The 12476-nt window shown below is 67.7% G+C and carries 13 protein-coding genes; 12 read left to right on the forward strand and 1 reads right to left on the reverse strand.

The genetic code is table 11. The features are described 5' to 3' along the window. Positions 1 to 20: 20 nt before the first annotated feature. From DEJ14_RS03010 to DEJ14_RS03055, 10 genes are all read left to right on the forward strand, one after another. Positions 21 to 947 (forward strand): glycosyltransferase, encoded by a 927-nt coding sequence (locus DEJ14_RS03010; protein ID WP_181437593.1) that lies wholly within the window; start codon positions 21 to 23, stop codon positions 945 to 947. A gap of 11 nt (positions 948 to 958) precedes the next feature. After that, positions 959 to 1528, forward strand: a complete 570-nt coding sequence (locus DEJ14_RS03015) for an acyltransferase (RefSeq protein ID WP_284180195.1) — start codon at positions 959 to 961, stop codon at positions 1526 to 1528. Next, a complete protein-coding gene (locus DEJ14_RS03020; protein ID WP_111086120.1) occupies positions 1521 to 2609 on the forward strand; it encodes a CgeB family protein in 1089 nt (362 codons plus the stop codon). The genes DEJ14_RS03015 and DEJ14_RS03020 overlap by 8 nt, the downstream gene beginning before the upstream one ends. Further along, positions 2606 to 3577, forward strand: a complete 972-nt coding sequence (locus DEJ14_RS03025) for a hypothetical protein (protein WP_181437592.1) — start codon at positions 2606 to 2608, stop codon at positions 3575 to 3577. The genes DEJ14_RS03020 and DEJ14_RS03025 overlap by 4 nt, the downstream gene beginning before the upstream one ends. Then, positions 3574 to 5022 carry an oligosaccharide flippase family protein gene (locus DEJ14_RS03030; RefSeq protein WP_181437591.1) on the forward strand — a complete coding sequence of 483 codons (1449 nt, stop codon included), beginning with the start codon at positions 3574 to 3576 and terminating at the stop codon, positions 5020 to 5022. The genes DEJ14_RS03025 and DEJ14_RS03030 overlap by 4 nt, the downstream gene beginning before the upstream one ends. A 76-nt stretch (positions 5023 to 5098) precedes the next feature. Next, positions 5099 to 6022 (forward strand): beta-1,6-N-acetylglucosaminyltransferase, encoded by a 924-nt coding sequence (locus DEJ14_RS03035; protein WP_181437590.1) that lies wholly within the window; start codon positions 5099 to 5101, stop codon positions 6020 to 6022. A gap of 22 nt (positions 6023 to 6044) precedes the next feature. Then, positions 6045 to 7073: a GDP-mannose 4,6-dehydratase gene (gene gmd / locus DEJ14_RS03040; RefSeq protein WP_111086117.1), complete on the forward strand. Its 1029-nt coding sequence runs from the start codon at positions 6045 to 6047 to the stop codon at positions 7071 to 7073. After that, positions 7073 to 8044 carry a GDP-L-fucose synthase family protein gene (locus DEJ14_RS03045; protein WP_111086116.1) on the forward strand — a complete coding sequence of 324 codons (972 nt, stop codon included), beginning with the start codon at positions 7073 to 7075 and terminating at the stop codon, positions 8042 to 8044. The genes gmd and DEJ14_RS03045 overlap by 1 nt, the downstream gene beginning before the upstream one ends. 35 nt (positions 8045 to 8079) lie before the next feature. Beyond that, positions 8080 to 9900: a DUF4012 domain-containing protein gene (locus DEJ14_RS03050; protein WP_111086115.1), complete on the forward strand. Its 1821-nt coding sequence runs from the start codon at positions 8080 to 8082 to the stop codon at positions 9898 to 9900. A gap of 375 nt (positions 9901 to 10275) precedes the next feature. Then, the gene (locus DEJ14_RS03055) at positions 10276 to 10836 is read left to right on the forward strand and encodes a sortase (RefSeq protein WP_111086114.1); all 561 of its coding nucleotides are present in this window, start codon (positions 10276 to 10278) and stop codon (positions 10834 to 10836) included. Positions 10837 to 10900: 64 nt separating this feature from the next. Here DEJ14_RS03055 and DEJ14_RS03060 read toward each other — a convergent pair whose 3' ends face one another. Next, a complete protein-coding gene (locus DEJ14_RS03060; protein WP_146249798.1) occupies positions 10901 to 11371 on the reverse strand; it encodes a VanZ family protein in 471 nt (156 codons plus the stop codon). Between the two features lie 260 nt (positions 11372 to 11631). Here DEJ14_RS03060 and DEJ14_RS03065 point away from each other — a divergent pair, with 260 nt between their 5' ends. Together DEJ14_RS03065 and DEJ14_RS03070 are read left to right on the forward strand one after the other, a co-directional pair. Beyond that, positions 11632 to 11961, forward strand: a complete 330-nt coding sequence (locus DEJ14_RS03065; protein ID WP_111086112.1) for a hypothetical protein — start codon at positions 11632 to 11634, stop codon at positions 11959 to 11961. 97 nt (positions 11962 to 12058) lie between these two features. After that, positions 12059 to 12388, forward strand: coding sequence for a hypothetical protein (locus DEJ14_RS03070; protein WP_181437589.1), 330 nt, complete (start codon positions 12059 to 12061; stop codon positions 12386 to 12388). Positions 12389 to 12476: the final 88 nt, after the last annotated feature.

A 12476-nucleotide genomic window follows, 5' to 3' on the forward strand; every position in this document is an offset into this window, starting at 1 on the left:
TGCAGGGCCACGTCCTCGGCGTGGGGACCGACCACCCGTTCGCCGAGGAGATCAGGCGCGCCGGGTACTCCGTCACGACCACCGATCACCCCGCACACACCTCACCCGGGCGTCGGGTCCTGCGTCAGGTCGTCTCGGCATTCCGTCCCGATGTCATCCACATCCACACGGAACGGCGGTACTTGCAAACGGTCTTCTCCGTTCGCAAGGTCGACCGACGCGTGCCCGTCGTGCGCACCATCCACAACGTGTTCGACGCGCACGGCCGATGGTTCGCGAGTCGGCTCCTGCAGGCGCTGATCGGCGACCGCGCACTGAGCGCGTTGATCGTCCCGAGCCCGGACGTCGCGCGCAATGAGAAGCGGTTCGGCCGGGATCCGCAGGTGATCTTCAACTGGGTGGAGGACCGCTTCTTCGAACTCGCCGGGAGCCGTTCCGGAGCCGGTCCGGACACGACGGGGCCGGTCGTGCTGGTCGGGAACTGCTCGCGCATCAAGAGCCACGGAGTCGCCCTGGAAGCGGCGCTGCTCGGGAATCTGCGCGTCGCCCACATCGGTTCCGAGGAGCATGCCGAACCCGCGGAGCGAGCGATCCTGGACCGACTCCAGCGCAACGGCCTCCTGGTCGCCCGTGGAGTCGCCGATCCGGCGGATGCGCTCCTTGCTGGAAGGGTGTTCGCCATGCCGAGTCGCCACGAAGGGATGCCCGTCGCCCTGGCCGAGGCGCTCGTCGTCGGGATGCCGGCGGTGGTGGCGGATGTTCCTGGGCTGCGCTGGGCGACCGGTGAGCCAGGTGTTGTGGCCCTTGCGAGCCGGGAACCGGCTGTGTGGCTCGATGCGTTGCGTGGCGTCGCTGTCAGCGTGAGCGCTCCGACCATCGACTTCCGGGCGCGCAGAGGCACCGCCGAGTACGCAGCGGTGTACCGCGCTGCGGTGGAACGACGATGAGGGGCCAGCGCGTGATCCGACGAGTTCTGGGAATGATCCGGCGGCGTCGCTGGCTTCGAACGCTGCCGCCGACGGTCACGTGGAGCGAGACCGCGACGCTCGGCGAGCGGGTCAGGATCTGGGCGCCCAGATCACTCACGATCGGTGATGACGTCCACATCGGCTCCGATGTCCGGATCGAAGTGGACGGCTCCATCGGAGACCACGTCCTCATCGCGAACCGGGCTGCGATCGTGGGGCGACGCGACCACGACATGACCGTCGCGGGGGTGCCGATCACCGAGAGCCCGTGGGTGGGCAATGACAGTTCGCTCAGCGAACCCACGACGATCGGGAGCGACGTCTGGGTGGGGTTCGGCGCCATCATCCTGTCCGGCGTTTCCGTCGGCGACAGCGCTGTGATCGCGGCCGGTTCCGTGGTGACCCGAGATGTGCCGCCGAACGCCATCGTCGCTGGAAACCCGGCGAAGAGGATCGGACAGCGCTTCGATGAAGCGGTCTTGGCGGAGCACTGGGCGGCGCTGCGCCGCGCTGGCATCCGACTGAGCGGCCCCACGAGGGGCGAGGCTGAGGATGGTTGAGCGTGCTCCGCGGGTCTTCTACGTCCCGAACGAGTTCGGTGGATTCCTGCAGCTCGGCTTCCGCGATCCGCTCCAGGCGCTCGCGAAGACCGGTGCGATCGCAGCCCTCGAAGCGTTCAGTGTCCTGAACGCCATCCGGAGCGGAGAAGATCCAGAGCGCTCTCGCGACGAGCTCGTCCGTCGCGTGCGGGAGTTCCGTCCGGACATCCTCTTGATGCAGCACCTTGGCCACACTGGTCTGCGTCGGCATCACTTCGCGGCGCTCCGAGAAGCGTGCGTGTCGGACTTCATCTACCACGAAGCCGACCCGTACTCGCGGTTCCTGCATCCTCTTCCGCCCGAGGCCCGGAACGCGGGGCGCGCAGCCGACGTCGTCTTCACCGTGGGCAAGGGCGTCTTCAAGGACAACTTCCGGCGAGCCGGGAGCCGCGACGTCCGCTGGGTTCCGTCTGCGTACGAACCGGGGCGATCCGAGAACTTCGATCGCGCGATCCGGACGGACCGCCCGTACGACGTGGTCATCGTGGCGAACAAGAACCGTCCCCGACTGCGTGGGCTGCCGAACTGGCGCGATCGCATCCGGTTCGTCGAGCTCATGCAGGAGCACTTCGGAGGCCGCCTCGCCGTCTTCGGACGGGGATGGGATGGTCCCACCGCGAAGGGGCCTGTGCCCTTCGAGGAGCAGGACAGCGCCATCACATCGGGATGGATCAGTGCGAACTGGGATCACTTCGCGGACGAAGACTCCTACTTCTCGAATCGCCTGCCGATCTCGCTGGCCGCCGGATCGATCCACGCAACGACCGATCACTCCGGCTACGACGGGGTGTTCGGGCCCGCGACCGGGAAGTTCCTGCTCCGCGGTTCGGGTCCGGAGGCGCTCGTAGAGGAGATCGACCGTGTGCTCGCGAACACGTCCGTCGACGAGCGGCTCGCTGCCATCACGGCTGGACGCCGGTTCGCGGCCGAGCACTTCCGTCAGGATGACCTCATGGTGCACATGGTGAACTGGCGCACGCAGTGGATTGATCCGGTGGCCGCGCGGTCCGTGTGGCCACGGCACGGGGGCGGGCACCGATGACCCTGGCGCCGCTCCGGACCCTCCCGCTCCGAGCTTCGCTCCGGCTGGAGCGGTTGCAGAACGCCCGTGACCTCCGGCGCGGGCCGCAACAGCAGGCATCGGACACGTGGCTTCCGCCGGAGACGCTCGCGGGCCTGCGGGTGCGGATTGACCCGTACCCAGACCTCGGCCATCAGCTGTCCACCTGGATCGCGGGGTACCTGTGGGCCCGGGACCTCGGCGTCCCGTACTTCGGTGGCGACGTGTCGAAGGACACGAAGGGACTCCTCGACCTCTCGGTGCTGACCTCGGAACCGCCCGCCGGACCCACAACGGAGCGGCGCCTCGCAGCGACGGGGTTCGAGAACGAGACGTGGTCGCTTCCGGCGCTGCAGCAGTCGGTGACCCGTGCGTCGACCAGCTCTGCGCGGCCCTGGACCGGGCGGATGGCGCTCGACCAGCGGCGATGGGATCAGACCCCGATCGCGGGACCGCTGCGCCGGGCGGTACTCGCCGGCTACCTCGGAGCAGACCTGCTGCAGGCCGAAGCCGACGCGGAATACGTCGCCATCCATGCGCGGCGTGGAGACATCGGTCCGATGACGCACCCGGACCGTTGGATCGACGTGGCCTTCTACGAGCGCCTGATCGCGGAGATCCGGACCGTGCCGCAGTTCCGGATCGCGCCCATCAGGCTCTACACGTCCGGAGACGCAACTGATCTCCGTGGCTTGGAGCAGCTCGGAGTGGTCATCAAGGACACCGGCGGCCGCGATCGCGACTTCGTCGAGATCGCGGCCGCGCGACTCGTCGTGGCCGCGCCGAGCTCCTTCGGGTTCCTGGCCGCCCTCGTCTCGCGATCTCCGGTCGTCGCGAGAGTCCCGTGGTGGCACCACGTTCCCGACACCGGTCGGTGGCTTGCCTACCAGGCGAGCCGTGGACTCGACACCAGGCGGCTGGAGCAGCTCGCCGCCGGAAGTCCTTCGTGACCTCGAACGGCCGTCGGCTCGTCGCAGGCGCATCGTGGGTCTACGGGCTCCAGCTCCTGACCATCGTCGTCCAACTCGGGTACGCGGCTCTGACCTCTCGGCTCGCTGACCCTGCGGTCTTCGGCGCCTACAGCGTCGCGCTCTCGATCGCAGCCCTCGTCAACTTGCTGGGTTCCGGCGGGTTGTCCCAAACTGCCGCGCGAGCTCCGAACGCGGATCGAGCGTCGACGCGCCCCCTGGCCACGTACGCCCTCCTCCTCGGCGGGGGAGCCGCGGTGTTCACCCTGCTCACAGCAGGACTGTGGAGTGCCGTCTGGGCCGCCCCTCAGGCCGCCGGTGCCGTCCGTCTGCTCGCGCTGAGCGCCGCCGTCATGCCGTTCCTCAGTCTGAGCACCGGCCTCCTGCGTCGCCAGGGCATGTTCCGGGAGATGGCGATCGCGACGTTCGGGGCGAACGTGGCTGGCATGGTCTTCGGTCTCGTCGCCGTGTTGATCTTCCGCAGCCCGGAGTCGCTTGCCGTCTCCGCGATCGTCGGGCAGTGGGGGACCCTAGCGTGGGCCGCGAGTCGACTGCGTGGGGGACTCGTTCCAGGACGCTTGGCGCTCCGCTCTGACAACGTCCGCTTCAGCACGAAGCTGGTGGCCGTCTCGGTGTTCCAGTACATCTCGGGGAACGCACCGCGATGGAGTGTCAGCCACTTCATCGGCGCGGGGGTGCTCGGGGCCTGGAACCGCGCCGATGTCCTCTCCACCGTTCCGTTCGCCCAACTGCAGAACGCGCTGCTGCAGGTGATCTACCCGGAGTTCCGTCGTTACCCGGTCGGGACAAGCGAGTCACGATCGGCTTGGCTTGACATGCTCAGCCTCATCGCCTGGTTGACGCTCCCGCTCGGAGCGGTGATCGCCGGCGTCGGCCCGCAACTCGTGCACATTGCGCTGGGGCCGGGGTGGGGACTCGCCGCTCAGATACTCCCGCTCCTCGCGCTGCTCGGAGCTGTCCAGCCGTTGATGGTGCTCTTGGCGGGGGCGCTCGAGTCGGCGTCGCTCTTCCGTGCGATCTGGGCCGCCGAGGCCGTGGCGTTTCTCGTGAGCGCGATCGGAGTCGTCATGGTCGCCACTCGGCATGACTACGTGTTCGCTCTGCTGGCCCTCATCGGCGCGACGGTCGGTCGGCACTTCGTGCACATTGCACAAGCCCGGCGGGTGGGAGCGGTCCGCCTGTCCGAACTCGTCAGGGGCTACGCGCAACCCGTCGTCTTCGCGGTCGTGCTCTACGGCTCGCTGCTGGCGCTCGCCGCCGGGGGGGCGTCGGTCGCGAGCCTCCCAGCAGGGATCATCGGCCTGGTAGCCCTCGTCACGTGGGTCCTCGTCGCACGAAGCGCGTTGCCGCCGCTCAAGATCCTCCGTCGTCGTGGGATCCTCGGACAGCGAGCTGGCGAAGCGTGACCACCTACACCGTCGCAGGCCTGCTATCCGGCAGCAGAGACGCCTATGCTCGTCACATCACGACGGAAGGTCGGCGGTGAAACCGGTATTCCTCGTCTACACGTTCCAAGACGCCGAACACTTGGGCGAGCTCGTGAACGCGCTCGGCCCACACCGAGTCTTCGTCCATGTGGATGCCAAGGTGGACGTCGGAGATTTCGAGGCGGCCCTGGAACGCACTGGAAACGCTGTCCTCCTCGATGACCGTGTGCAGGTCAACTGGGGCGGCTACTCGCAAGTCCGCGCGATCCGGGCGCTCGTGCAGAAGGCACTCGAGTTCGCTGACGATGACGACTACCTCGTGCTGCTCTCCGGGTCGGACTACCCGCTGCGGCCGGTCGATGAGTTGCTCAAGCACCTCCGGTCCCATCCCGGGCGGCAGTACCTGCGTGCGTTCGAGATATCGAGCAGCGAGCAGAAGTACCGTCGCCAGGTCGACCGCCGACACCATCGGGACTTGTCATTCCTGTCCAAACGGACTGGGAACAGGATGCTCCGAAGAGTCCGCAACGGCGTGATCAAGGTGCTCGACGGGCCGCTGAGCTTGCGGCACGCACCGGTGCCTCCTACGGGGATGAAGATCGGACACGGTGGGACGCACTTCGCGGTGACCGCGGCGTGCATGCGCGCCATGGAAGCGATCGTGACTCCCGAGGTCGAGCGCTACTTCGAGGCGGTCTTCTGTCCGGAGGAGAAGTTCTACCACTCGTTGGTCATGCGCACGCGGTTCTCCACCGCAACCCCCGCCGGAGGATTCGAGCCGTACGTCGGACCTGGCAACTGGCGGTACGCCAACCTCCACCTGATCGATCCGACGCTCGTCAGGGTGTTCACGATCGATGATTGGCCGGAGATCGTTGCCAGCCCGCAGTTCTTCATCCGGAAGGTCGTCTCCGGCCCGAGTACGAGTCTCCGGACGAAACTGAACGTCGAGCGGCTTCGCCCGGCACCACTGAAGTAGAGCAGACGAGAAAAGGGAAACGTTGCAGAAGAAGGCCCTGATCACCGGCATCACCGGGCAGGACGGCTCGTACCTCGCAGAGCTGCTGCTCCGCAAGGGGTACGAGGTCCACGGCCTGATCCGTCGCGCCTCGACGTTCAACACCTCGCGGATCGACCACCTCTACGTCGACCCGCACGAGTCGGGCGCGAAGCTGTTCCTGCACTACGGGGACCTCGGCGACGGTGCACGACTCGTCAGCCTCCTCAGCGAACTGAAGCCGGACGAGGTCTACAACCTCGCGGCGCAGTCACACGTGCGGGTGTCGTTCGACGAGCCGGAACACACCGGTGACGTGACGGGTGTGGGCACGATGCGCATGCTCGAAGCGGTCCGGGTCTCCGGCATCCACACGCGCTTCTACCAGGCGTCCTCCTCCGAGATGTTCGGGGCGACCCCGCCGCCGCAGAACGAGGAGACGCCGTTCTGGCCGCGTTCTCCGTACGGTGCAGCGAAGGTCTACAGCTACTGGGTGACCCGGAACTACCGCGAGGCGTACGGCATGTTCGCGGTGAACGGCATCCTGTTCAACCACGAGTCGCCGCGACGTGGTGAGACGTTCGTCACCCGGAAGATCACCCGTGCAGTCGCGCGGATCAGGGCCGGCCTCGAGGACCACGTGTACCTCGGCAACCTCGACTCCGTCCGCGACTGGGGGTACGCCGCCGAGTACGTCGAGGGCATGTGGCGGATGCTGCAGGTCGACGAGCCGGACGACTTCGTCCTGGCGACCGGCGGTGACTTCACGGTCAAGGACTTCCTCACGACCGCGTTCTCCCACGCAGGCCTGAACTGGGAAGACCACGTGCGCTTCGACGAGCGGTACCTGCGACCGAGCGAGGTGGATGCGCTGGTCGGTGACGCGTCGAAGGCCAAGGAGAAGCTCGGCTGGGAGGCGACGGTCGACACCGCCGAGCTGGCGAGGATCATGGTGGACGCGGACATCGCAGCCCTCGAGCACGAGGGCAGCCCGTGGATCGACACCGTCCGACTCGAGAGCTGGGGATCCTGATGACCACGACCGACTTCACTCCCGGTCCGATCAACCGGGCGGACCGCGTCTACGTCGCGGGACACCGCGGTTTGGTGGGCTCGGCGGTCTGGCGCAAGCTCGAGTCGGAGGGCTTCACCGACATGGTCGGGCGGAGCTCCTCCGAGCTGGACCTGAAGGACCGCGGCGCCGTGTTCGCCTTCTTCGCCGAGCAGCAGCCGAAGCACGTTGTGCTGGCGGCAGCCAAGGTCGGCGGGATCATGGCGAACAACACCTACCCGCACGACTTCCTGAGCGAGAACCTGCAGATCCAGGTCAACGTGATGGACGCGGCTGTGGAGCACGGCGTCGAGCGGCTCGTCTTCCTCGGGTCGTCGTGCATCTACCCGAAGATGGCCGAACAGCCGATCCACGAGGACGCGCTCCTCACCGGGCACCTCGAGCCCACCAACGACGCGTACGCGATCGCCAAGATCGCTGGCATCCTGCAGGTGCAGGCCGTCCGGCGGCAATTCGGGCGCCCGTGGATCTCGGCCATGCCGACGAACCTCTACGGCCCGGGCGACAACTTCTCGCCCACCGGTTCGCACGTCCTGCCGGCCCTCATCCGCCGGTACGACGAAGCGGCCCGAACGGGTGCGGCGCGCGTCGAGAACTGGGGGACGGGCTCACCCCGTCGTGAGTTCCTGCACGTCGACGACATGGCGGCGGCGGTCTTCCACCTGATGGAGCACTACGACGGTCCGGACCAGGTCAACGTCGGGACCGGGTCCGACGTCACCATCAAGGAGATCGCCGAGACGATCGGCAGGATCGTCGGCTTCACCGGTGAGACGGTCTGGGACACCACCAAGCCGGACGGCACGCCGCAGAAGCTGCTCGACGTATCCAAGCTCGCGGATGCCGGCTGGACTGCGCAGATCGGGCTCGAGGCAGGCCTCCGCAGCACCATCGACTGGTACCGCGAACACGTGGACACCGTGCGTCAGTGATGTGGGCTGGACACGGGGAACCGTAGGATCGCCTCATGTCCGACCTGCCCAAGTCGCGACGCACTGCAGCACACCGGGGATCCAGGGCCCGGATCGTCTTGTGGATCGTCCTCGCCCTCGTCCTGCTGCTCATCCTCGCCGTCGCCTGGGTGGGAGTGCGTGGTGCGCTCGCGAAGGGACACCTCGAACGAGCGGTCGGTGACGTCGACACACTGCGCTCCCAACTCACCGGTGGCGACACCGCCGCCGCGCAGAAGACCGCGAAGCACCTGGAGCGTGAAGCGGGGGCAGCTCGTTCGTTGACGGGTGATCCGATCTGGGGGGCCTCGCAGAACGTCCCGTTCTTCGGGGCCAACCTGCGTGCAGTCCGCCAGGTCTCCGTCGTCGTGGACGATGTTGCCCGGAACGCGGTGACCCCGGTCGCCGACGTCATCGGCGGTCTCGGAACCGACTCGTTCGCGCCGAAGAACGGCAAGGTCGACCTGCAGCCGATCGTGGACGCGCAGCCGGCCGTCGCGAAGGCGACGACGACCCTGGCACGGGCTGACCGCGATGCGGACGCGATCGACACGAGTGACACGTTGTCCCCGGTGACGACCGCGGTTGCCGAGCTACGGAACGCGTTGTCGTCCGCTTCTGCGCAGGTGACCACCGCGAACCGGGTCGTGCAGCTCGCGCCGGCGATGCTGGGCAACGACGGTGAACGGAACTACCTGCTGTTGTTCCAGAACAACGCCGAGTTGCGCGCGGGTGGCGGGATCCCGGGAGCCGTGGCGCTCCTCCAGACCGATGACGGTGCCATTCACCTGCAGAACCAGACGTCCGGTGGCTCGTTCGGTCCGTACGCGCAGCCGATCCTGCCGCTGACCCCGGACACGACTGGTCTGTACGGCAGCATCACCGGGAAGTACATGCAGGACGTCACCCTGACCCCGCGTTTCGACGTCTCGGCGAAGCTCGCTCGGGCCATGTGGAAGCAGAAGTTCGGCGAACAGGTCGACGGCGTGCTGGCGATGGACCCGGTGACGCTGGGCTACATCCTCAAAGCCACCGGACCGGTGAAGCTGCCAACCGGGGACACGCTGACGTCGGACAACGCGGTCAAGCTCCTACTGAGCGACGTGTACGCGAGGTACCCGGATCCGGTCGTGCAGGACGCCTTCTTCGCCTCCGCCGCCAGCGCCGTGTTCGACAAGGTCGCGAGTGGTGACTTCGACCCCCAGCAGTTCGTCTCCGCCCTGACCCGGAGCACCGGTGAGGACCGACTACGCCTGTGGAGCGCGGACCGGGCCGAGCAGCGCCGCATCAGCGGTACCGCTGTGGCCGGCGAACTCCCGACCGAGTCTGCGTCGTCACGAGAGTTCGCGGTGTACCTGAACGACGGCACCGGCTCGAAGATGGACTACTACCTCGAGAAGACCGTGTCAGTCGGCAGCTCGGTGTGCCGGAAGGACGGTCGTCCCACGTCGGTCCTCGAGGTCACCATCAAGAACACTGCACCCGCCGACGCGGCGACGAGCTTGCCCGAGTACGTCACGGGTGGTGGCGACTTCGGTGTGGAGCCGGGCAAGATCAAGACCCTGATCGCGACCTACGCGCCAGAGGGCGCGATCTTCCTCGGCGCGACGAAGGACGGCAAGACGACCGCGGTGCAGACGGCGACCGACGGCGGACACCCCGTGGCGCAGTTGCAGACACTGCTCGCACCGGGCCAGAGCCTGACCTACCGCGTCGCGTTCCTCGGCGCGAGCAAGTACGCGAAGGCCCCCGTGCAGGCGAGTTCCACCCCCGGAGTCCGCCAGTCCGAGACCAAGCCGATTGCGTTCGAGTGCGAGCAGCCCCTCGCCGCCGGGTGAGCCGACCATCCCGTTAACGCGGATGGGACGCCCCCTCTCCGGGGGTGATCGGTCCCGGCTGTCCGACGCCACAGGTAGCGGATGTGGCGGTCAGGCTCCCGGAGGGACGAGATGGATGTCCGTCTGATCTGGGATTTCCTCATCGGATCCAGCCCGATGGCACCTTGACGGCGACTCGGTTGCCCGCTCGTCCGGGGTGAACACATGACGACCAATGACCGAAATCCACGCCTTCTGGTACCGAGCTGTGAAACTCCGGTAGATTGAGGCAACTTCGCCATCACAACCGCCAGTTTCTTGGCCGGGGACAACCACGGGCGGATCAGCGGGCTCTGGGTGTCAGGGTCTGGATCTTCAGATCTTTAGGGGAACCACATGAAGAAGCTCATCGCTGCGGTGGTGCTGGCTGGGGCCGCACTGCTCGCCACGCCGACCGTCGCCAATGCCGCCGGTTACACGCCTGACTCCGACGTCTCCGTCTCCGGCACCGCCGTTGCCGGTGGTACCGCCTCCGTGAACTTCACCGAGGGTGCGTTCCAGGACAACGAGACCGTCAACGTCCAGGTCACCGGTGCCGGTGCGGTCACGCTCGGCGCGCTGCCGACCACGACCGTCTCGAAGACCTACACCGCTGCCTCCGACGGTTCACTCGCCGTCAAGGTCACCTTCCCGAAGGGCGCTTCGGGTACCTACAACCTGACCGCCACCGGCGCGACCTCGGGTGTCGTCGGCTTCGCCGCCTTCACCGTCGCCCCGGCTGACGCTGCTGCTGCTGTCCCCGCTGCGGGTGCTGGCTCCGGCACCGACGGCACCCTCGCCTTCACCGGTTCGACCGTCTCCGCTCTGGCCCTCTGGGTCGCCGGCGGTGCCGTCGTCCTCGGTGGTGGCCTCCTGCTGGTCCGCGGCTCGGTCCGTCGTCAGCGCGAGTCCGTCTGAGTCTCGAGCCACTGAACGAAGCCCCCGGAGCGAATCGCTCCGGGGGCTTCGTCGTGTCCGCGTGTCAGTGACGCCGTCGGTGTGCCGCCCACGACAGCACCAGCACCCCGAGCAGCGAGCCCAGAACCGCACCCAGGCCGTTCGCCAGGACGTCGGCCACTGATGCGGTGCGCGCGGGTAGGAAGAGCGCCTGGCCGGTCTCGATGCCGACGCTGACGACCAGGCCCGCAGCCGCACCGGCCCACCACCACCGAGCGCCCGCGAGCAGGACCACGAGCAGGCCCAACGGGACGAAGAAGACCACGTTCGACAACGACTCGACCGTGCCGTAGCCGAACCAGTCGGGCGCCCCGTGGCGATGAGCGATCGCGATCACCCGGTCGAGCGTCGGATCGGCTGCCGCGTCGACGGGTGAACCCCAGAACCCGACGAGCACCACCGCGACGCCGTAGGCGGCGGCGAGCCACGTCGCGACCCGACGGCTGCGGCTGGTGGCCGGGGCGCGCCCTGGATCGCGGGGCCTGTCGGAGGTCACCCGACCGACGGTAGCGAGCCGCGCCTCCAGACCGGCTCCGCAACCACGCGTACCCCGTGCGCCGCCGATCCGGAAAACGAGTACCCCGATCGCTGGCGTGTACCCCGGAAAGACGTCACACCACCCCGGAAACCCGGGGGACACCGATGGGCCGCATTGACAGAACCCGTGAATCAACGGGCATCGCTGGCGGTTCGGGCCGTGGTTCTCGTAGCGTTCTGGTGTCAGCAGATGTACCCCGGATCGTGAAGGAGAGCGACATGAGCATCACCGTCAACAACGCGACGCAGGCCGAGGTCACCCTCGACACCGACACGGTCGACACCATCGCGATCCTCGAAGCCGACGCGGCGACCTCGACCCGTCCGACCCGCGCGAAGGTCACCTGGGTGCAGGAAGACCAGGGCGAGTGGATCGCCGGCTACGGCGGGTACTTCGGCGGCAGCGTCGACAAGCGCGACGGCCGTTTCGTCGCCTCGGACACCTTCGGCCTCGTCGTCGGAGAGTTCGCATCGCTGGAAGAAGCGCAGACCAAGCTCGAGGACCAGCTCCACGTCATGCTCCCGTCGGTCATCCGACCGGTCGAGTAGGCACCAGCGGCGCCGTCGGCGCCCGTCCCACCATGCACCATCGGCGTCCGCGACGCCCGCAGCACCAGTACGCAGCAGAGCCCGAAGGAGCACCACCATGAGCATGACCGCCGATCACCACCAGCAGACCGAAGTGACGCTGGACACCCGGACGATCGAGGTCATCGCCGAAATCGAGGCGCAGGTCGTCGCCGACACCGCGCCGGCTCGCGTCCGCATCAGCTGGGCGCAGCCCGACACGGGGCTCTGGGTCGCCAACTACGGCGGGTACTACGGCGGCACCGTCGACCGGCAGGGCACGCACTTCTTCGTCGCCGACACGTTCGGCGAGTACGTGGGGGACTTCCGCTCCCTCGACGAGGCGAAGGGGCGTCTGGCCGAGCGGCTGCACGTGCTGCTGCCGGACGTGATCCGCGCCACCGCCTGATCCGGACCACGTTCGTACCCCCCCGATACCCCACCGGAACCCGGTGGGGTTTTCGTGTGCCCCGATCGGGTGAAACGGGCTTGAGGTG

The sequence above is a fragment of the Curtobacterium sp. MCJR17_020 genome, assembly GCF_003234365.2.
GTDB lineage: Bacteria > Actinomycetota > Actinomycetes > Actinomycetales > Microbacteriaceae > Curtobacterium.

Excerpts from the sequence above, each read along its gene's own strand:
- DEJ14_RS03020 (WP_111086120.1), top strand. The coding sequence starts at position 1,521 with ATGGTTGAGCGTGCTCCGCGGGTCTTCTACGTCCCGAACGAGTTCGGT.
- DEJ14_RS03025 (WP_181437592.1), top strand. The coding sequence starts at position 2,606 with ATGACCCTGGCGCCGCTCCGGACCCTCCCGCTCCGAGCTTCGCTCCGG.
- DEJ14_RS03045 (WP_111086116.1), top strand. The coding sequence starts at position 7,073 with ATGACCACGACCGACTTCACTCCCGGTCCGATCAACCGGGCGGACCGC.
- DEJ14_RS03050 (WP_111086115.1), top strand. The coding sequence starts at position 8,080 with ATGTCCGACCTGCCCAAGTCGCGACGCACTGCAGCACACCGGGGATCC.
- DEJ14_RS03055 (WP_111086114.1), top strand. The coding sequence starts at position 10,276 with ATGAAGAAGCTCATCGCTGCGGTGGTGCTGGCTGGGGCCGCACTGCTC.
- DEJ14_RS03065 (WP_111086112.1), top strand. The coding sequence starts at position 11,632 with ATGAGCATCACCGTCAACAACGCGACGCAGGCCGAGGTCACCCTCGAC.
- DEJ14_RS03070 (WP_181437589.1), top strand. The coding sequence starts at position 12,059 with ATGAGCATGACCGCCGATCACCACCAGCAGACCGAAGTGACGCTGGAC.